Below are 18,145 nucleotides of genomic sequence, written 5' to 3'. Positions count from 1 at the left end.
GCAGGAGGAGGACCCTGGACCTTGGCGAAAGGGGACACAGATGATCGAGGTACTCCCAGATATGCCGGACGGGGTGACCGGCATCCGGGCGTCCGGGCGGATCAGTGGCGAGGATTTCCGTGCGTTCGCACCGACCATGGAGGCACTGGGCGCGGCGAAAGAGATCCGCATCGTCGAGGTGATCGCGCCGGATTACGAAGGGTTCGGGCCGGGAGGTCTGGCCGAGGACCTGAAGATGGGGTTCGGCACAATGCTGCAGCACCATTCGGCGTTCAAGCGGATAGCGGTGGTGTCCGACAAGGACTGGGTCCGCCACACCATGCACGCGCTGGGCTGGATGGTGCCCGGCGAGGTCGCGGTGTTCGGCCTCGATGAGCTGGACGGGGCCAAGGAGTGGGCGGCGGGCTGAGCTCTCAGCTCGTCGGCCGGTCCATCGTGAACACGCTCTCGGGTCCGACCTCCGAGTAGTTGGCGGGCCCGCCGGCGCGCAGGATCGGGCGTGGGCCTGCGGTGTCATACACCCCGTCGACCAACCACTGCCGATCGATGTGCACGGCGATCACCTGGCCCAGCACCATCCAGGTGTCGACGGGAGTGCCCTCGACATCGGTGAGCTGAATGAGTTGGGTGAGTTGGCATTCGAAGTTGACCGGACTCTCCAGCACGCGCGGGGCACCGACGGTGGTGGAGTCGACGGCGGTCAGCCCGCTACGGTCGAATTCGTCCTCACCCGATGGCAGCGGGGCGGAGGTCTCGTTCATGGCCGCAGCGAGTTCACGGGTCGCGAGGTTCCAGACGAACTCTCCGGTGGCCTCGATGTTGGCCACACTGTCCTTCCAGCCGACCGAGGCGAACCCGATGATCGGCGGACGGTAGTTGAAACCGTTGAAGAAGCTGTAGGGCGCCAGGTTGCGCACACCGTCGGCGTCGCGGGTGGAGATCCAGCCGATCGGCCGGGGCCCGACGATGGCGTTGAACGGATCGTGCGGAAGCCCGGTGCCCTCCGCGGGCCGATAGAAATGGGCGCCGTCGCCTGCCATGACACCTCTTCCGGTCGGCCTGAGAAAGCAAAAGAACCGCCCGAGGGCGGTTCTTGCTTGTGGTCCCGACTGGGATCGAACCAGTGACCTTCCGCGTGTGAGGCGGACGCTCTCCCCCTGAGCTACGAGACCGGGGAACGAGGACGAAGACTAGCACGCGGCTACCGGCTAGCTGGAATTGGCTGGTCAGGGTGGCGCCAGTTTTCCCGCAAACCGGGCTGCCCAGAGACCCATGCGCGGGTAGACATAGATCCACACGCCCGAGAGTGAGGATTGAGATGGCACGACATCTTGCGGTTCATGTCGCATCGGCCGGAGCAGCGCTGGAACTCGCCGAGGTGGACACCACCCCGCCGGGTCGCGATCACGTACGTATCGCGGTGCAGGCCTGCGGTGTCTGCGGGACTGACCACGCGTTCGTCAACGGCGCCTTCCCGGGCCTGACCTGGCCGCTGACGCCCGGGCACGAGATCGCCGGCACCATCGCCGAGATCGGGGACGGCGTTCAGGATTACGCGGTCGGCGACCGGGTGGCCGTCGGCTGGTTCGGCGGGCACTGCGGACGCTGCGTGCCGTGTCACCAGGGTGACTTCATCCACTGCGCCAACGGGCAGATCCCGAGCTGGCACTACCCCGGCGGGTACGCCGAATCGGTCACCGTGCCCGCCAACGCGCTGGCCCGCATCCCCGACGAACTGTCCTTCGCCGAGGCCGCGCCGATGGCCTGCGCGGGGGTGACGGTATTCCACGGGTTGCGCGAGACCAGGGCCAAGCCCGGTGACCGGGTCGCGGTGCTCGGTGTCGGTGGCCTCGGGCACCTGGGCGTGCAGTTCGCCCGCGCAATGGGCTTCGAGACCATCGCGATCGCCCGCGGAGCGGACAAGAAGCAGGACGCACTCGATCTCGGTGCGCACCACTATGTCGACTCCAAGGCCGGCGATGTGAGTGAGGCGCTGCAGGCGCTGGGCGGGGTGTCGGTGGTGCTGGCGACGGCCGCCAACTCGCAGGCCATGGCCGACACCGTGGGCGGGTTGCTGCCGCGCGGGGAGCTGATCGTGGTGGGTGTGACGCCGGATCCGCTGCCGATCAGCCCCTTGCAGCTGATCACTCCGGGCGTGAGCATCACCGGCCATCCGTCGGGGACCGCGCGCGATGTCGAGGACACCCTGAAGTTCGCCGTGCAGTCCGGGGTGCGGGCCCGCATCCAGGAGCTTCCGCTGGCTCAGGCCGCCGAGGCGTATGCGGCGATGGACACCGGCAAGGCCCGCTACCGGATGGTGCTCACGGTCTGATAATTCGCGCTGACCAGCGGATGGTTGCCCGCTAGGGTCGTTTCATGATCCTTCGAGTGTTCGCGGTCGCCGCAGCGACCGGGGCCGTTGCGACGTTCTGCGCGGCTCCAGCTGCCGCGGAGGACTTCGCTCATTTCACGTCGCCGAGCGGGAACGTCAGTTGCATTCTGGACTCCGAGTACCTGCGATGCGATATCGCCGAGCGGGACTGGGCTCCCCCGCCGCGGCCGGCGGACTGTGAGTTTGATTACGGCCAGGGCATCGCGCTGGAGCCCGGCGAGCCGGCGGCCTTGGTCTGCGCTGGGGATACGACGTTGGGCGGGCCCGACGTACTGGCCTACGGCCGGTCGATCACCCGCGGCGCGCTCAGTTGCACCAACGCGGAGAGCGGAATGTCCTGCCGAGACACCGACAGCGGTCGCGGCTTCACTCTCTCGCGCCAGGTTTACCAGCTGTTTTAGCGCCGATTGCCGAGCGGTTACAAGTGATTTGTAGTTACTCGTGTGGTTGGACTAATGTTCCTTTCCGCACCGGGTGACGATCTCACCCGAGGCACGCGGACGTGGCGCAGTTGGTAGCGCACAACCTTGCCAAGGTTGGGGTCGCGGGTTCGAATCCCGTCGTCCGCTCGAAGGTGCAGTGGCATCAACCCCAAATGGTGGAGTGGCCGAGTGGTGAGGCAACGGCCTGCAAAGCCGTGCACACGGGTTCGATTCCCGTCTCCACCTCCAAAGTTACGACCCGGCGCGATTAGCTCAGCGGGAGAGCGCTTCCCTGACACGGAAGAGGTCACTGGTTCAATCCCAGTATCGCGCACCACAGTTCTTCCAGGTCAGAGTTAGTTTTAACACTCCGACCTTGGCGACATGCCAGATACGTGCCAATTGAGGTAGGCAACCTCGCATCGCGATCGCGATACGAGAGGTCTGTATGTCCACACCAAACGAGGTTGTCGGTCACCCGGCGCAGATTGCCGCCATGACGACACTTGCAGCCGAGCGCACGCCTCTGGCGCTCACCGTGCGCTGCCCAATCTGCGACGCTCTGCCCGACAACCCTTGCGAGGATGCCGTGCGCGGCTGGATTCGTCCGGTCGGGCCGCACCTCTACCGCATCGCTGTTGCCCTGGAGGTCGCGCGATGACCACGACCGAACCGCATCGAGCCCTGCGGCACCCTTGCCCGTTCTGCCACGCGGATCCCGGCCAACCGTGCCGGACCGAGCGAGGCCGAGGCCGCGAACTTGAAAACTTCCATACCCGGCGTCGCGCTATCGATGACGCCTGGTTGCGACGTCGCACCGAGGGCGAACAACTACAAGCACTCTGCTGCGAATGCGGCCACCTCCGCATCCTCAAAAGCAACTACTCCTTCGGCTATAAGGACGAGAACCGTTCCTGGGACACCCTGGATCACCCCCACGGGTCGCGCGTTACCGGAACACTCAAATGCTCCGAACGCGGTGCCCGCACCCGGCATGCGCTGCTGCGGGAAGACAACGACTACCGCGATAGTGCGGAACACCGCCAGCTTGTGGCCCTTGGTGTCGAGAAGGCACGCGACCACTGCGAAGACGTGAACCGCTTGCGGGCGGAATACCAGGCACAGCTCCCCCGTAATCCCAAACTGCACCATCGGTATTGGATTAGTGAGGCCGAGAAAGCATGGGATGCCGGCGCCCGCACCGTCGCCGCAGTGTGCGGGGATTTGATGCCCCTCTAGAAAGACCCACGAACGGTCGACCGAAGCGACGACGGCTCGCCATACGAAGCTGTCCAGCCGGATCGCATTGATTGGGACACCGAGTTCGAAGACCCCGAGACTGGGTTGTGGTGGGTCGACATGGATTGCGTGAATTGCCTTCGAGTCGCGAACGACCGCCGCATTGCGAGGGCTCCAGATCGCGCCAAAGACTTGATTGATTGGTACGCGGAGAGCATCCAGCATCTCAAACACGACGAGGCCACTGATCTGATCGAATTTTTGGAGCCTGCTGCTACCGCCACGTTCGAGCGCTGGGAGCAGGAGAAGCAAAAGACTCCGAATCCCACCGACAAGTAGCCGAACGAAACTGGTGCGATAGCCAACACCGCAACCGCGTCGGGTTCTAAAGCGTCGGCCCGTCACCCTGCGCCCCGAGGGTGACGGTCCGAATCGCCTCTCAAAGCTGCGCCCCGGCCCGACGACTCGGGTCGTATTGCTGTCGGTTCACAACTAGTCAGGCAAAGCACCGGGCAGCGCGCCCGCCCCTGGGCATAATTCGGTGATTGCGTAGACAACGAACCATCTTGCGAGAGTGAGACTTAGCGCGTATCGCGGCTCATCGTCCTGACCGTACGCAGAGGTGTAAAACAGCTCGGCGGCGAGGTCTTCACCCGCCTCTCCGTTGAACAGGTCTCGGCAGATCTCGCGCCCGACGTCTAGGAGAGCCGCCTCGCCGCCTTCATTCTCTATGCCGACTTTCTCTAGCCTCGCCAGGAAGCCGGCGTCATCGGCATAAGCGGGCGGTGAGTGAAGTAGCGCTGCGACGACTGCAACGGCAGCGGGCAGTAGTCTGCGAATCGTCACCGGTGGCACCCCTCTCGTGGCGACTCAACGCCGCCCAAGAGTCGAGTATGGAGCTGGAGCGGGTTCCGTGCGCCCTAAACGGAACGCGTGACCGACTTGCACCTTGTTGTGTCAGCAACTAGCCCCGCAGCACAACCGTCAGTACGTCGTTTTTGTTCTGATCAGGCTGCAACAGGTTCAGCATGTTGTAGACGTGCCGCTGCGCCGCTTTCTTCGCGTCGTGGACGTGCCGTAAGTCCACCAGGTCGTCAGTCCACTCGACCGCCCACAGTTCCGAACCAAGCTCATCAGACGGCTCAACCTCGAGCGCCACTATCCGGGTGACACCCACGCTTAGCGGTCACTTCTGAAAGTCCGGCCAAGAGGTTTTCGATCTTCTTTTGGCTTTGGCAGCTTGAGACCTGACCACGTCCGCGCCGCGTCCGACTTGTCTTCGAGGCGGTGCCAAGAGATCAGCACTTCGTCGCCAAGACCCCCAGCGGGGATAGCCCTGAACTGCATTGAGCTGCGCCCGTCAACCCGCTCTGCCACCTGCGGATTGATGAGCTTCGGGCCGTCAATCGCGACGTGGAATTTTGGTTTGTCTGATTCATTGCGAGCTTCGTAAAGGTCGCCGCGGTGATGCGCGAGCCTCCAAGGAACGCCTTCCGCGGATTCCGCCTGCTCGGCTTCGCGGCGAGCACGTTCCGCCTCGATATCGGCTGACCGACTCAACTGTTCAGCTATGTCACGTTGTGCCGCAACAGCAGCCCGCTCAGCTTTGACCGCCGCTTCGGCTCGGTCGTCGGCTACCAGTTGAGCTTGCCTCGCCGCGCGTGCGGAGGACGCCGCCCAGATCGCCGACCCACCAGCGATGACGACACCTGCCAGGCTGATCCAGTCACCAACGTCCATGGGCTACAACTCTAATCGCGGCGCACGACAAGTCAGCAGCACATCGTCCTTGCTCGAACTAGGCGTTATCTCTTCGCTCGACACCCCAGGCAATCGGCGGCCACTTGTCACCCCTTGCCGATACGGTCGACTAGCCCGCCTAACCCACTGCGGGAACCGCCAACAGCGAGAGATAGGACCTAAATCGATGGCTGAGTTACGTGCACTGTCCGAAGCCGCCGCGGAGGCTCTACTCAAACAAATCGCCGCAGAAGCCCCCAGCTACACCGGCGTGCAGCTTGAGCACCTCGCTAATGCCTACGCGGCAGTTGTCACAGCCATGCCGCGTAAGACCGCCAGCCCGCGCAGTATCTAACGGGCTATTGCGTGGACTCGACTGACGTTTCGTCATCAGGAATCTCGATGAAGATTTCAGTGCCGTCGTCTTCGCCATGGAACGGGTTATAGATCAAGTCAAGGGTCGCCGGCGCGTAATTCATTCGCGCGGAAACGCTCTGCACGGTCTCTCGCGCATAAGGGTGGCAAGTAAGTGCGCCTTGCCCTATCGCGAAGCATTGAGCGTCGTGTGGGGTTACGTCCTCAGAGGTGAGCAGCCAATGGGCGAGGAATGACGCATCGATGCGCCATACCGTGTTGTCTGGCGTTGGTTCGTCGGCATCTTCGTCGTCGACCGCAAAAACTGAGTAGCGTGAGATCGTCGAGAGCTCAGCGCCTTCCAGGTTTGCGCTGACACCCAGCCGTGTCACAAGGGTCAACGAATCGCCCTCGAACGGCTTAAACGATTGGCAATGAAGTTCGTCCAACCGGACCGTCACGAGGTGGTCGATCTGCCTGATGACTCGAATATTCGCGTCACGCCCCGCGGGGGGTGTTACCCCAACCCTCGTCATCCAGCAACCATTTCTGGCGCCTCACTTTTTACCGTCATGGGACGCACTCGGGTTGTGCGATACGAGGGATGAGCGAGCGGAGTCTTGCGTCGCTGCTTGAAGGTCATCAAATCGTCCCGTGGAAGCTCATGAGCTTTCGTGACAGGGCGAATGGAAAGCGTGGCTTCGTAGCCAAGCGCGTGGAGCATCGCAGCGAGAGAGCGGACGGTCAGGTTTCGTCGTCCACTCAGTCTCTGGCCGATCTCGCTCTTGGAAACACCCAATCGCTCGGCAAGTACCTTCTTCGGAACGTCGGCGCAATGCAACGCCTCGTGGACCTGCTCCGTTGCTGACAGGATCAACCGCTCCTCGCTGAGGAGGCGCTCACTCGATGGGGTGGCATTGAACCAATCGCTCATTTTTCCTTCTCCACTTCCCTGGCCTTCGCGGCCTGATAGGCAGTTCGAGCGCGCACTGCGTGCTTCCTCACTGCCCTCGGTTTCGGCTTCCGCACTCCGTGCGAGACGACGAACCTGGATTCCTCTTGGACACCGAACAAACGGTGCCCGTTTCGCGTCTTGATCTCGTGCACTCGGACCTCGACGCCGCTCTCCTCGATGATGCGCATCTCTTCGGGGCTGCGTAGATAGCCGACTTGCGTGTAACGCTCGAACCGTGCCTTGAATTGTGCCTGGTCTACCTCGGTCAGGGCTGCGAGGTAGTCGAATGCCTCGCAGCTACCGTTTTCACCGACGATGGCATCGATGTTTTTAGCTGTTCCATGCTCAATCTCCCGGTACGGAGGTGAAGTTTTATCTTCACCGCTGTCACCATCGTAAGCATCGCTGTCAACCGAGTGGTCAGAACGTGACGAATTGCTCAATTCGTCGTCGTCTTCGGATCCGCCCGCACTCAAAAACTGACCCTCTCGGCTGGAAATGTCACCCCCCCGTCGGCGGATGAAATCATGCCAGCCCTCCCTGCATCAGATTCACAGCATGTGTCGACCAAACGGAGGACACCAGGAGCGAGACGGCTTTCGCCGCCCCGACTCACCGGTTCGACGGACGTCACAGCCCCACGGGGCGGGGGTGCCGCGAGAACCAGCGCCCACCCAAGACAGTCGGGAGACGCAACATGTACGGAGTCTGGGGATTTTCAGACTCTGCAGATCTCCCAGACCCGTACACATCGCGAAGCCTGACTGGCAAGAGGTCCGAGAGCGGCGACCGCGCCGGTCTCGCTGGCAATGCTCGGATTCATCATTCACCTAGACCGGCACGGTGTCTCATCTATCGGTCCGTCTCAGGGCAACGTCGATGTACACCGCCCGAGCGATCTGTTCCGACGTCGCCAAGCCAAAGCCGTACTCGTCGGCGATGCCGTGGGGCGATGCCCCCTTGCAGATGGCCTCAACTCCCAGGCGATTCCCGCAGCAGCGAGCGCGACGATTCCGAGTCTGGTCATCATTGACCGCCCACCGGGCACAAGAACAGCGAGGCACCGTAGGCCAAATCTCGTAGCCCCTGATCCGACGCCCCGGGATACGGGACCCGAACCTGGTCAACCGGCACGCCCCGCGCGATATCGGCGCATGCAGCATTGCCACCGCCCAATAGGAAGCCCCGCGTGAACGGCGTGACCGTCGCGCCGTGCTGCGACATGTAGCCGAGGAAACCTTCCTCATCCGCAGCGGAAGCGACCGGAGCACTGAGCATGCCGATTGAGAGCGTCGCCAGCACGATGGTCAGCAACTTCGTCATGGCGGTCATCCTGTCACTCCACCCAGACCGCCGTTTTTGAAATTGTTCTAGTCGAACTCCGACGGCGCACGGAACTGGTAGAGACGAGGGCGATGTTGTGAGGCACCCGCCTCACCGGTCGGTGCGTACCTGCCCCCAGCCGACCGTCCCCGTTGCCGCGATTCAAGGGATGTCCACTGGCAAATCCGCCCGGCGCAGCCGGCAATCTGACGTGGCAGACAAGACGCCCACGGCCTTGGTGCCGAATTCCACCGCGACGCCGTCACTACCGGCGAAAACGACATCGTGATCGCGAGGTGTATCGACGGGGGTGGTGACAGTGGTGGCGCCCAACTGAGCCGCACCCTGTCGCACCACGTCGAGCGCTCGCGGCCATGACTCATCGGGGACCGGCCCGTCGAACACGACATAGATGTAGGCGTGCACCCCGGGAGTGTTGGCGTAGTCACCGCTGCACCCAACCCAGCTGTCTTCTTTCACACGCCAGGTCAATCCCGTTGACATCGAAACGATCTGGGCGGCCCACCCCTCGACGGCCGCCCGGTATTGCTGTCGCGCGTCTTCGAATGAGGGCCTGGCGCGCAGGTTGGCTTCCACATCACTGCTGGTCGTCGCTGCGCCTTCGTCGCCGCCGCTTGTCGTACCGCACGCGCTCAGCGCAGCGACCGACAGCGCGGCGGCAATGCCGCGCCTCACGCCCTGCAGCACACAACCCCCACCATCAGCGAAACTGTTCGCGGTACCGCTCAGCCGAGTCATCCCGAACGGCGGTGGCGAAGTCCATACGCTCATCACGCAAGTAGCCCGCGACGCCGAGCCCCGTGGCCAGCGCACCGGCCACCCATGCCGCCCACGCCATGGTGTCTCCCGCGTATCCCGCCGCCCACGGCGACAGGAACATCGCGAACCCCACCATGGCGAGCAACAGGAAATCGTGGGTCGGCTCGGAGGCCAGCAGTGACCACACGGCGACCACCGCGATCATGGCGCCCAGGCCGATGGTGACAGCGGTCCCGGCTATCGACGAGTGGGACGCGATACCCACGAGCACGCTGCCGGCGCCCACCGCCAACGCGAGTCGGCCAATCCAGTAGCTCCAGCGGTGGCGCAGCCGCTGGCTGTCGCCCCATTCGCTCATCCCGTCCTGGGTCTGGGTCTTGTCGTGCGTCCAGCCGATGCCACCGAGGACGAGCGCCAGGCCCCCGGCCACCCAGCAGGTCCAGGCCGCGCCCCGGTCGACGTTGAAGCCGCCGCTGAGGAACGGCAGGGCCACCATGACCACCCCGACCACCACCAAACCCCAATGATCGGGGGCCCGGTTGTGAGCGAGGACCGACATCGCCCCGAAGAACGCGATGAACGCTCCGAACCCGAATGCGAGTCCCTGCCCGGCCTGCGTCGAACTGACCACGAACGCCGACACCGCGGCACACACACCGATGGCTACTGCGACCCAGCCAATCCACAATTTCGAGTTCATACCTAGAATCAACGCCGATACCGCGGGGACAACTAGGGCCTTTTGGGCCATACTTTGTACCCCTGTCACGCCCGACGCGGGGACCGTGGCACTACACCGCCTCGCCCACCCGACCCGCCGTCAACGGCGTCACGACCGTGTTCCCCTGGTCACCGCACTCGTCGGTGTCGACGACGGTGGTGAGCGCGCCGGTGAACGATCCGTCCGGGCGCGGGGTGAAGCCCAACGTCACCGTCGTCCACGACTCCCCCGCGACCGATCCGTCGTCATAGGTACAGGTGGACTTCACCCGCGCGGGCGCGATGTCCTCCCAGGTCCCATTGGTCAGCTTGAACGTCAGCGTGCGGGCACCGGCGAGCCGCTCGCGGTCCTGGCCGAGGACCTCGCCGGTGGCGATGCAGTCGGTGTCCGTGCAGGCCGAGGTCAACGTCAGCCAATCCTGGGCCGGCCCGGCATCGGCCCCCCCACCCCAGTTCGTGTTGCCTTCGGCCTCGCGATACGTGGCCTGATCCCAGTGATATTCGACGCGGTACACCCCGTTGAGCAGGTCGGGCCGCGGCGCCGGCTCGGCCGCCGGCTCACCGTCGCTCAGGAACCACACCGCAATCCCGGAGGCGGCAGCGATCACCACCACCGCCGCGGCGACGGCGAACGCCGTGATCCGCCCGGGTGTGAACCGCGGCGGCTCGGGCTCCGGATCCTCATCGAACGCCCACGCGTGCGCCGCCTGGGTGTGCGCGTCGGCGACACCGGCGAGCTCGGTGGGCGCACCGGCATCGGCCAGGTAGCCGGTCGGCTCCTCGCCCTCCGGCGGCTGCGTCATAGCGGGGACACTAACGAACTACGCCTTGACCGTCAGCATCCATGCCGGAACCCAGTGCGTCACCGGCCTTTCCGATGCACCGAAGGTGATCGAATACGTCACCAGACCCCACCAGGCTCCCTGCTCGCAGAGTCCCCAGCAGGTCAGCTCCCCCTCGACCACCTTGTGCATCTGCAGCCCGAGCGGGTGATAGCGCCCCCACTGGCAGTGCGGCTGCCGCGGGAACAGGGCGCCCAGATCAACCAGCACAGCGCGCGGCGGGTCGACGCGGCGGAAGACGTCCCGCGCCGGCTGGCCGCCGTGCCCGATGCTCTGCATCTCGCCCACTGTTCGATCATATGTTCGAACGGAGCAACCGGGAACACCGGGAACGAACTACCGGCCGTGCGCGTCGAAGAACTGCGCCGACACCTCCGAGGCGTCGAACGCACGCGTGGCCGGCCCCACCTGGTCCGCAGGCAGGATCTCCGGGGCACCCGGCCAGGTGTGCCCACCGCCGTCGACCCGCAGGAACACCACTTCGGTGCCCGCTGCGCACGCGTAGCTGACGCGTTCGGCACTCGTCCCGTCACCGGAACCGGGCACCGGCGCGATCACCGGGTCCGGCGCGCAGCCGTTGAGTTCGCGCCAGCGGTCCACCACGGCGTAGGCCGCCAGGATGGTGCTGGGACCGCCCCGACCGATCATCGGACCGCCGTTGAACGGCACGATCGGATCGACGGTGCCCTGTGAGGTGAGCACCGATACTGGCTGCGACGGGTTACATGCGACCTGATCACCGAGGGTCGCGCCGATCGGAGCGATCGCGGCGAACATGTCCGCGCGATCACACGCCAGCCGGTTGGCCATGAATCCGCCCGCCGAGAGCCCGGTCGCGAACACCCGGCCCGCCGGGATCCCCAACTCGGCGGTCAGCCGATCCACAAGGGCGACAATGAATCCGACATCGTCGACACCGGTGCGGTCCGGGACCGACGCGCCGCGCCCGTCGGCCCAGCTGAGGTCGATACCGTCCGGGTACACCACCGCATATCCATGAGCGTCGGCCACCGCGTCGTAGTGGGTGAGCGCGGCATGCTGCCGACCGTTCTGGCCGGCGGCGTGCATGTTGACCACCAGACCGGTCGGCGGTCCCGGCGGCAGGTGCAGGTAGTACGTGCGCTGCAGGCCCCCGACGTCGATCTGCGCCGTCGGCGGTTCCGCCTGCGCCACCGATACCTGTCCCAGCACGCAGAGCAGGACCACCAGCAACGTCACGGCGACTCTGCCCCTCACCCACGCGAGCTTAGAGGCGTCAGGTGTAGAGCGTCTCGAACTTCTCGATGGAACGCTCGATATCGCCCTTGACCGTGCGGGCGGCGACCGATCCGATCGGGCCGAACAGCGGCGGACCGCCGAGCTCGAGGGTGACGGCGAACTTGCTGCCCGACGAGGTGGGCTGCACGCTGAGCTTCAGCCCGTACTTGGTGCCGCCGACGCCCTTGCCCACGACTTCCAGCAGATGCGGTGCGTCGAGCTTGCGTACCGTCCAGGTGACGCGATTGCGCATCCCCTTGGCCCCGGCCACCCCGATCAGCGTGGTGCCGACGGTCAGCTCGTCGGGAATGTCGCTGCGCCAGCCTTCGTGCATCACCAGCCAGTCCCCCAGCTCGTTCAGATTCGATGCGTGATCCCACGCCGTCTGCGGGTCGAGCGCCAGTTCGCGGGAAAGTTCGAGCTTTGCCATGCGCGGAATGCTAGTAGCTTCGGTGTAGTGGACAGCAGCAGAGCCGACGCCGGCCACCTCACCGGAGTGTCCGAAACCGCATTGTTGACGCTCAACGCCCGCGCGCACCAGGCCCGCCACCCCAAGGCCGTCATCGACGACCCGATGGCGATCCAACTGGTCGACGCGATCGATGTCGATTTCGACAAGTTCGGCCGCAAGGGCCAGGAGATGGCATTGCGGGCCGTCGGCATCGACCGGGCGGCCACGGCGTATCTGTCGACGCATCCGGGGGCCACCGTGGTCGCGCTCGCCGAGGGACTGCAGACCAGTTTCTGGCGGCTCAGCGCGGCACTGCCCGATACCGATTTCCGGTGGATCACCGTCGATTTCGCGCCGATTGTCGAGCTACGCCAGCGACTGCTCCCCACTTCGGAGCGGATCACCAACCTCGCGCAGTCGGCGCTGGATTACAGCTGGATGGACCGGGTGGACACCGACAAGGGTGTGTTCATCACCGCCGAGGGCCTGCTGATGTACCTGCAGCCCGAGGAGGCGATGGGGTTGATCACCGAGTGCGCCAAGCGTTTTCCCGGTGGTCAGATGATCTTCGACCTGCCGCCGGTGATCGTGAAGAAGCTGACCCGCAAGAAGGGCATACGCGCCTCGACCCGGTACCGCGTCCCACCGATGCCGTTCAGCCTGTCCCCCGCCGAGCTGGCCGACCTCGTCAATACCGTTCCCGGCATCCGCGCGGTGCACGATCTGCCCATTCCCAAGGGCCGCGGACTGTTGTTCGGCACGCTGTTTCCCGCGTTCTGGCAGTGGAAGTGGAGCAAGCAGCACCGCGGGGCCTACACGCTGCTCGAGTTCGGCTGATGCACCCGCTGGACGCTCAGAGCCCCAGCAGATAAGCGATGCCGGCGATCACCGGGACCGAGGCAAGCGTGGTGATCAAGGTGGCATCGCGGGCCAATTTCTCACCACGTTCGAACACCGAGGCATAGGTGTTGAGGTTCTGCGCGGCGGGCAACGCCGCCAACACGGTGGCGATCGCGGTCTGTTCCGGCGAGAGCCCGAACGCCCAGCGGGCGAGCACATAGGCCAGCGCCGGCATGAGCAGGACCTTGAACACCACGGCCAGCCAGAGATCGACCCGGCTCTCCTTGCCCGTGCCGCCGGTCTGGGTGACCAGGGCGATACCGAAGGCCAGCAGCACGGTGGGTATCGCAAGGTCGGCCAGCAGTTCCAGCGGTTGGTGAATGGCCCTGGGCAGGGTGGTCCCGGTGATCCCCAGGACGGTGCCGATGGCACTGGCGACGATGATCGGATTGGTCACCAGGCCCTTGATCTGAGCCGCCACCGACCCACCGTCGCGCCCGCCGGAGTTGATGATGGCCACGCCGAGCGGCACCAGCACCACCGTCTGGAACACGATCAGCGCCGACACCTCGGTGATGCTGCCCAGCACGTACGCACTCAGCGGGATACCGAGATTGCCGGCGTTGACCCACGATGCGGCCCACGCGCCGATGGTGGCGTCGACCCGGTCGCTGCGCCGCAACGTCACCGCGATGACGAAGTAGCCGGCGAACACGATGAGTGTGGTGACGGCCGAGACCAGCAGCGGCCACGAAAACACCTGCGCGGGATCGGAGTCCGATAGGGACAGCAGTACGAGCGCGGGCACCCCGACGTGGAAGGCGACCCGGTTGAGGACCATCCGCGCGTTGTCGCCGAGAACGTTGCGGCGGCCCACGACGGCGCCGACGACAATGATGATGGCGATGACGGCGAAGGCCTCCAGCACCGCCAGCACCGCGCACCCCTTTCCCCGTACGTAGAGTAGCGCGCCTCAGCGCGCGGCGAGCTCCCGCAACACCAGATCGGTTGCCGCCCAGTCCATGCACTTGTCGGTCACCGATTGGCCGTAGGTCAGCGGACGCGCCTCGGGCGCCTGGGCGCCGGCGACCAGGAAGCTCTCCAACATCACACCGCTGACCGGCACGCCGTCACGCACCAGCTGGGCCACCTCGGCGGCCACCCCGGCCTGCCGGATGTGGTCCTTGCCGGAATTGGCGTGGCTGCAGTCGATCACGACCCGGCCGGGCAGTCCGGCCGCGGTCAGCTTGGCCGCAGTGTCGCGCACCGCGCCGGCGTCGTAGTTGGGGCCCCCGGTGCCGCCACGCAGGATGACGTGGCAGTCCTCGTTGCCCTCGGTGTTCACCAGCGCACCGCGGCCCATATCGTCCATGCCGAAGAAGACATGCTGAGCCGCAGCGGCTTTCACGCCGTCGACGGCAACCTGGATGTTGCCGTCGGTGCCGTTCTTGAACCCGACCGGCATCGACAATCCCGACGCCAGCTGGCGATGCACCTGGGATTCAGTGGTCCGGGCGCCGATGGCACCCCATGCGACCGCGTCCGCGATGTACTGCGGGCTGGTGGGTTCCAGGAATTCACACCCGACCGGCAAACCGATATCGATGATGTCGAGCAGCAGTTGCCGTGCGGTGCGCAGTCCCCGGGTCACATCGAAGGTGTTGTCCATGCCGGGATCGTTGATCAGGCCCTTCCAGCCGATGGTGGTGCGCGGCTTCTCGAAGTACACCCGCATCACGATCTTCAATCGGTCACCGAGTTCGTCCGCGAGCTTGACCAGCCGGCTGGCGTAATCGAGCGCCGCCTCCGGGTCGTGCACCGAGCAGGGACCCACGACGACGAGCAGGCGATCGTCGCGCCCGGCCAGGATGTCGGCGATCTCGTCGCGGTCACGGGCGACACGTTCGGCGCGGCGGGCGCCCAGCGGGAACTCGGAGAGCACGTCATGGGGGCTGGGGATCTCGCTGAAACTGCGTATCCGCCGGTCCGAGGTGGCGGGTGCGGTGGCGGTCTGCGCCAGGTTCACGGTGGTGCCTTTCTGGTATGGACACCGCAGTGACATTCCCGGCGCCCTTTAATGACGAAAGGCAGCGACCCAAATGGGGTCACTGCCTGGGCTCCGGGTGGATGCGTCGCTTAGTGCTGCGCTTTATCGGCTCCGCCCGGAGCCTCGATAAAGCGCCAATAGCCGGCGCGCACGCGGATGTTCACGACGGTCAGGCTACACCGCGGTCGACGAACGTCAAAAGTCAGGGCTTGAGTCGCCAGGCGTAGCCCGCGATGCCCACCCCGATCAGCGCGATGATCGGCCCGAGCACCGACCAGGTGGTGGTGCCGCTCATCGGACTGCCCCCGACCACCCCGAATCCCTGGAACGCGAACAGCGTTCCGAACAAGGCGACGACGATTCCGATGACCAACACCGCGATACGCATACCGTCGACAGTAGCCTCAGCGTCGATGGCTGAAACCCCGTTCCTGGACCGCACCCGCGACGGCTATGACCGCACCGCCGCGGGATACGTCACCGCCTTCGGACACCACCTGGACGACAAACCGCTCGACCACGCGATGCTGGCGGCGTTCACCGCCATGGTTCCCGCGGGCCGGCGTGTCATCGACATCGGCTGCGGCACCGGCGCTGCCACCGCGGTGCTGCGCGATCACGGCGCCCAGGTATCGGGAATCGATCTGTCCCCCAACATGATTGCTCACGCCCGCCGACTCCATCCGGATATCGCGTTCAGCGTGGGGTCGATGACCGACCTGGACCTGCCCGATGGCTGCGTCGGCGGCGTGTGCGCCTGGTACTCGGTGATCCACATCCCGGACGAGCAGTTACCCGCCGTGTTCGCCGAGTTCCATCGCGTGCTCGTCCCGGGCGGTGTGGCGCTGCTGGCGTTCCAGATCGGCGACCGGCCCCGCCATCTGACCGAGGCATTCGGCGAACGCGTCGACCTGCTTTTTCACCGCCGCCGACCCGAGGCCGTCGCGCAGCTGCTCCTCGACGCCGGCCTACCCGTGCACGCCCAACTGGTCCGTGACCCCGACGGCGACGGTGTTGAATCGACACCGCAGGGGTATCTGGTCGCCCGCAAACCCGCCACCTGAGGAGCTCACCCGCCATGACCGAACGCATCGAAGTGCAGCGCACCATCGCGGCGCCGGCCGCCGATATCTTCGCGGTGCTGGCCGACCCGCAGGGGCACGTCGCCATCGATGCCTCCGGCATGCTGCAGGACGCGACCGGCGCCCCGGCGTCACAGGTCGGCGACCAGTTCGTCGTGCACATGGATCGTGAAGCGCTGAACGACTTTCCGATGGGCCGCTACGACGTCACCGTCGACATCACCGAGTACGAGCAGGACCGGCTGATCGCCTGGACGATCCTGGGGCAGATCAAGCCGCAGATCGGCCACGTCTACGGCTACCGGCTGGAACCGGCCGATGGTGGCACGCTCGTCACCTCGTTCTATGACTGGTCGAAGATCGCCGACACGTGGCGCGAGGCCGGCATCTTTCCGGTGATCCCGGAGAGCGCACTGCGGGCCACCCTCGGAATCCTGGACCGCACGGTGCGCCGCGGCTACCCGACCCCCGACGTCAACTCGCAGTTGACGAGAGCTTGAAGTCAACCTACGGTTGACGCATGACCGATTCCGTCAGCCTCGACACCCTCATCCGCGCCATCAAATCCGTCCACACCGACGCCCTCGAACAACTCACCGATGCGGTGCTGGCGGCCGAACACCTCGGCGAAGTCGCCGATCACCTGATCGGCCACTTCGTGGACCAGGCTCGCCGCTCCGGCGCATCGTGGACCGACATCGGCACCAGCATGGGGGTCACCAAGCAGGCCGCCCAGAAACGCTTCGTGCCCAAGGCCGATACCGCCGGCATCGATCCCAACGAGGGGTTCGCGCGGTTCACCCCGCGAGCACGCAACGCCGTGGTCACCGCACAGACCGCCGCCCGCGATGCGGAGAACATCGAGATCGGTCCCGAACACCTGATCCTCGGCCTGCTCGGCGACACCGAATCCCTGGCCATCGCCATCCTGGCCGCCCAAGGCGTCGAACCCGACCAGATCAGGGCCACGATCACCCTGCCGGCGGCGACGGGCCAGGCGCTGGAACTGGTGCCCTTCAGCGGGCCGGCCAAGAAGGTGCTGGAATTGACCTTCCGAGAAGCACTTCGATTGGGCCACAACTACATCGGCACCGAGCACATCCTGCTGGCGCTGCTGGAATCCGAGGACGGCGACGGTCCGCTGCACGGTCTGGGCGTCGACAAGGAGCGCACCACCGCCACACTCATCGAACTGCTCGCCTCCATCACGGGAATGAAACCGGACGCGCCGCTGTAGAACAGCGCATGGAACTGAACGCAGCCGCACGCGAACTCATCGGCGCCGGGGTGGACACCACGCTGGTCACCATCAACGCCGACGGCAGCCCGCAGGCCTCACTGGTCTGGGTCGCATGGGAGTCCGGTCCCGACGGTGACGAACTGGTCGCCGCGCACCTATCCGACAAGTACCAGAAGGTGCGCAATATCCGGCGGGATCCGCGGGTCACCGCGACCATCCTGGCGCCGGCCCAGCCCGGCCAGCAGCGGCAGTACCTGTCGGTGACCGGCACGGCACGCATCGTCGAGGGCGGCGCACCCGAACTGCTCAAGGACTTGGCCATCGCGCTGCTCGGTTCCGACGAGCACTTTCCGCCGGCCGACGCACCGGACGGTTTCCTGACTCGCATCCGCATCGAATCGGTCGGCGGCCAGGGGCCCTGGGTCGGCTAAACCGCCGAACACCGGAGTGTGCGCCGGGCA

The 18,145-nt window shown here is 65.4% G+C and carries 28 protein-coding genes and 4 tRNA genes; 14 read left to right on the top strand and 18 right to left on the bottom strand.

The genetic code is table 11. The features are described 5' to 3' along the window. Window positions 1-40: 40 nt before the first annotated feature. Window positions 41-409: an STAS/SEC14 domain-containing protein gene (locus C6A86_RS12055; protein WP_105364221.1), complete on the top strand. Its 369-nt coding sequence runs from the start codon at window positions 41-43 to the stop codon at window positions 407-409. A 4-nt stretch (window positions 410-413) separates the two neighbouring features. Here the strand turns inward: C6A86_RS12055 and C6A86_RS12050 are convergent, their stop codons facing one another. Both C6A86_RS12050 and C6A86_RS12045 read right to left on the bottom strand, forming a co-directional pair. Then, window positions 414-1,040, bottom strand: a complete 627-nt coding sequence (locus tag C6A86_RS12050; RefSeq protein ID WP_105364220.1) for a flavin reductase family protein — start codon at window positions 1,038-1,040, stop codon at window positions 414-416. Window positions 1,041-1,100: 60 nt separating this feature from the next. After that, window positions 1,101-1,172, bottom strand: a tRNA-Val gene (locus C6A86_RS12045). A gap of 146 nt (window positions 1,173-1,318) precedes the next feature. Between C6A86_RS12045 and C6A86_RS12040 the strand changes: the two genes are divergently transcribed. From C6A86_RS12040 to C6A86_RS12005, 8 genes are all read left to right on the top strand, one after another. Continuing rightward, entirely contained in the window at window positions 1,319-2,332 is a 1,014-nt protein-coding gene (locus C6A86_RS12040; protein WP_105364219.1) for an alcohol dehydrogenase catalytic domain-containing protein, read from the top strand. A 44-nt stretch (window positions 2,333-2,376) separates the two neighbouring features. Beyond that, window positions 2,377-2,793: a DUF6636 domain-containing protein gene (locus C6A86_RS12035; RefSeq protein ID WP_105364218.1), complete on the top strand. Its 417-nt coding sequence runs from the start codon at window positions 2,377-2,379 to the stop codon at window positions 2,791-2,793. 95 nt (window positions 2,794-2,888) lie between these two features. Beyond that, window positions 2,889-2,961, top strand: a tRNA-Gly gene (locus C6A86_RS12030). Window positions 2,962-2,989: 28 nt separating this feature from the next. Next, a tRNA-Cys gene (locus C6A86_RS12025) sits at window positions 2,990-3,063 on the top strand. A 13-nt stretch (window positions 3,064-3,076) separates the two neighbouring features. Next, window positions 3,077-3,151 (top strand) — tRNA-Val (locus C6A86_RS12020). A gap of 159 nt (window positions 3,152-3,310) precedes the next feature. After that, window positions 3,311-3,475: a hypothetical protein gene (locus tag C6A86_RS12015; RefSeq protein ID WP_233213072.1), complete on the top strand. Its 165-nt coding sequence runs from the start codon at window positions 3,311-3,313 to the stop codon at window positions 3,473-3,475. Further along, complete coding sequence (locus C6A86_RS12010) at window positions 3,472-4,053, top strand: hypothetical protein (protein WP_142407022.1); 582 nt, start codon at window positions 3,472-3,474, stop codon at window positions 4,051-4,053. The genes C6A86_RS12015 and C6A86_RS12010 overlap by 4 nt, the downstream gene beginning before the upstream one ends. A gap of 120 nt (window positions 4,054-4,173) precedes the next feature. Next, on the top strand, window positions 4,174-4,392 hold the full coding sequence (locus C6A86_RS12005) for a hypothetical protein (RefSeq protein WP_142407021.1): 219 nt from the start codon (window positions 4,174-4,176) through the stop codon (window positions 4,390-4,392). Window positions 4,393-4,545: 153 nt separating this feature from the next. Here the strand turns inward: C6A86_RS12005 and C6A86_RS29180 are convergent, their stop codons facing one another. From C6A86_RS29180 to C6A86_RS11945, 13 genes are all read right to left on the bottom strand, one after another. Next, the gene (locus tag C6A86_RS29180) at window positions 4,546-4,899 is read right to left on the bottom strand and encodes a DUF732 domain-containing protein (protein WP_158263282.1); all 354 of its coding nucleotides are present in this window, start codon (window positions 4,897-4,899) and stop codon (window positions 4,546-4,548) included. A 118-nt stretch (window positions 4,900-5,017) separates the two neighbouring features. Then, window positions 5,018-5,230 carry a hypothetical protein gene (locus tag C6A86_RS12000; protein WP_105364214.1) on the bottom strand — a complete coding sequence of 71 codons (213 nt, stop codon included), beginning with the start codon at window positions 5,228-5,230 and terminating at the stop codon, window positions 5,018-5,020. Between the two features lie 2 nt (window positions 5,231-5,232). Continuing rightward, entirely contained in the window at window positions 5,233-5,793 is a 561-nt protein-coding gene (locus tag C6A86_RS11995) for a hypothetical protein (protein ID WP_105364213.1), read from the bottom strand. A 359-nt stretch (window positions 5,794-6,152) separates the two neighbouring features. Then, the gene (locus C6A86_RS11990) at window positions 6,153-6,608 is read right to left on the bottom strand and encodes a hypothetical protein (protein WP_142407020.1); all 456 of its coding nucleotides are present in this window, start codon (window positions 6,606-6,608) and stop codon (window positions 6,153-6,155) included. Between the two features lie 71 nt (window positions 6,609-6,679). After that, on the bottom strand, window positions 6,680-7,081 hold the full coding sequence (locus tag C6A86_RS11985; RefSeq protein ID WP_142407019.1) for a helix-turn-helix domain-containing protein: 402 nt from the start codon (window positions 7,079-7,081) through the stop codon (window positions 6,680-6,682). Next, window positions 7,078-7,578 (bottom strand): hypothetical protein, encoded by a 501-nt coding sequence (locus tag C6A86_RS11980; protein WP_142407018.1) that lies wholly within the window; start codon window positions 7,576-7,578, stop codon window positions 7,078-7,080. Before C6A86_RS11980 ends, C6A86_RS11985 begins: the two co-directional genes overlap by 4 nt. Window positions 7,579-8,128: 550 nt before the next feature. Next, window positions 8,129-8,425, bottom strand: a complete 297-nt coding sequence (locus tag C6A86_RS11975) for a DUF732 domain-containing protein (RefSeq protein ID WP_142407017.1) — start codon at window positions 8,423-8,425, stop codon at window positions 8,129-8,131. Between the two features lie 162 nt (window positions 8,426-8,587). Further along, entirely contained in the window at window positions 8,588-9,133 is a 546-nt protein-coding gene (locus C6A86_RS11970) for an LppA family lipoprotein (RefSeq protein WP_158263281.1), read from the bottom strand. 13 nt (window positions 9,134-9,146) lie between these two features. Then, window positions 9,147-9,905, bottom strand: coding sequence for an SPW repeat protein (locus C6A86_RS11965; RefSeq protein ID WP_105364207.1), 759 nt, complete (start codon window positions 9,903-9,905; stop codon window positions 9,147-9,149). A gap of 91 nt (window positions 9,906-9,996) precedes the next feature. Further along, window positions 9,997-10,728: a hypothetical protein gene (locus C6A86_RS11960; protein WP_105364206.1), complete on the bottom strand. Its 732-nt coding sequence runs from the start codon at window positions 10,726-10,728 to the stop codon at window positions 9,997-9,999. A gap of 18 nt (window positions 10,729-10,746) precedes the next feature. Then, entirely contained in the window at window positions 10,747-11,055 is a 309-nt protein-coding gene (locus C6A86_RS11955) for a hypothetical protein (RefSeq protein WP_105364205.1), read from the bottom strand. Window positions 11,056-11,103: 48 nt separating this feature from the next. Further along, complete coding sequence (locus C6A86_RS11950; protein ID WP_105364204.1) at window positions 11,104-12,003, bottom strand: PHB depolymerase family esterase; 900 nt, start codon at window positions 12,001-12,003, stop codon at window positions 11,104-11,106. A gap of 19 nt (window positions 12,004-12,022) precedes the next feature. Continuing rightward, window positions 12,023-12,454: an SRPBCC family protein gene (locus C6A86_RS11945; RefSeq protein ID WP_105364203.1), complete on the bottom strand. Its 432-nt coding sequence runs from the start codon at window positions 12,452-12,454 to the stop codon at window positions 12,023-12,025. A 27-nt stretch (window positions 12,455-12,481) separates the two neighbouring features. Between C6A86_RS11945 and C6A86_RS11940 the strand changes: the two genes are divergently transcribed. Next, window positions 12,482-13,312, top strand: a complete 831-nt coding sequence (locus C6A86_RS11940; RefSeq protein WP_105364202.1) for a class I SAM-dependent methyltransferase — start codon at window positions 12,482-12,484, stop codon at window positions 13,310-13,312. A 16-nt stretch (window positions 13,313-13,328) separates the two neighbouring features. Here C6A86_RS11940 and C6A86_RS11935 read toward each other — a convergent pair whose 3' ends face one another. The 3 genes from C6A86_RS11935 to C6A86_RS11925 form a co-directional block, all read right to left on the bottom strand. Continuing rightward, window positions 13,329-14,252: an AEC family transporter gene (locus C6A86_RS11935; protein WP_105364201.1), complete on the bottom strand. Its 924-nt coding sequence runs from the start codon at window positions 14,250-14,252 to the stop codon at window positions 13,329-13,331. Between the two features lie 36 nt (window positions 14,253-14,288). Beyond that, window positions 14,289-15,341, bottom strand: coding sequence for a 3-deoxy-7-phosphoheptulonate synthase (locus tag C6A86_RS11930; RefSeq protein ID WP_105364229.1), 1,053 nt, complete (start codon window positions 15,339-15,341; stop codon window positions 14,289-14,291). A 223-nt stretch (window positions 15,342-15,564) separates the two neighbouring features. Next, window positions 15,565-15,750, bottom strand: coding sequence for a hypothetical protein (locus C6A86_RS11925; protein ID WP_105364200.1), 186 nt, complete (start codon window positions 15,748-15,750; stop codon window positions 15,565-15,567). 25 nt (window positions 15,751-15,775) lie between these two features. On the opposite strand from C6A86_RS11925, the gene C6A86_RS11920 reads away from it, so the two are divergent. From C6A86_RS11920 to C6A86_RS11905, 4 genes are read left to right on the top strand one after another with little or no spacing between them, the layout of a single operon-like run. Next, window positions 15,776-16,426, top strand: coding sequence for a class I SAM-dependent methyltransferase (locus tag C6A86_RS11920; protein WP_105364199.1), 651 nt, complete (start codon window positions 15,776-15,778; stop codon window positions 16,424-16,426). A 14-nt stretch (window positions 16,427-16,440) separates the two neighbouring features. Further along, window positions 16,441-16,944, top strand: a complete 504-nt coding sequence (locus tag C6A86_RS11915; RefSeq protein ID WP_311101142.1) for an SRPBCC family protein — start codon at window positions 16,441-16,443, stop codon at window positions 16,942-16,944. 20 nt (window positions 16,945-16,964) lie between these two features. Further along, the gene (locus C6A86_RS11910) at window positions 16,965-17,681 is read left to right on the top strand and encodes a Clp protease N-terminal domain-containing protein (protein ID WP_105364197.1); all 717 of its coding nucleotides are present in this window, start codon (window positions 16,965-16,967) and stop codon (window positions 17,679-17,681) included. A gap of 8 nt (window positions 17,682-17,689) precedes the next feature. Beyond that, window positions 17,690-18,115, top strand: a complete 426-nt coding sequence (locus C6A86_RS11905; protein ID WP_105364196.1) for a PPOX class F420-dependent oxidoreductase — start codon at window positions 17,690-17,692, stop codon at window positions 18,113-18,115. Window positions 18,116-18,145 lie beyond the last annotated feature (30 nt).

The sequence above is a fragment of the Mycobacterium sp. ITM-2016-00316 genome, from assembly GCF_002968335.2.
Taxonomy (GTDB): Bacteria; Actinomycetota; Actinomycetes; order Mycobacteriales; family Mycobacteriaceae; genus Mycobacterium.
The sequence above is the reverse complement of the archived record's forward strand: the minus strand, read 5'-3'. Positions and strand labels throughout refer to the sequence as shown.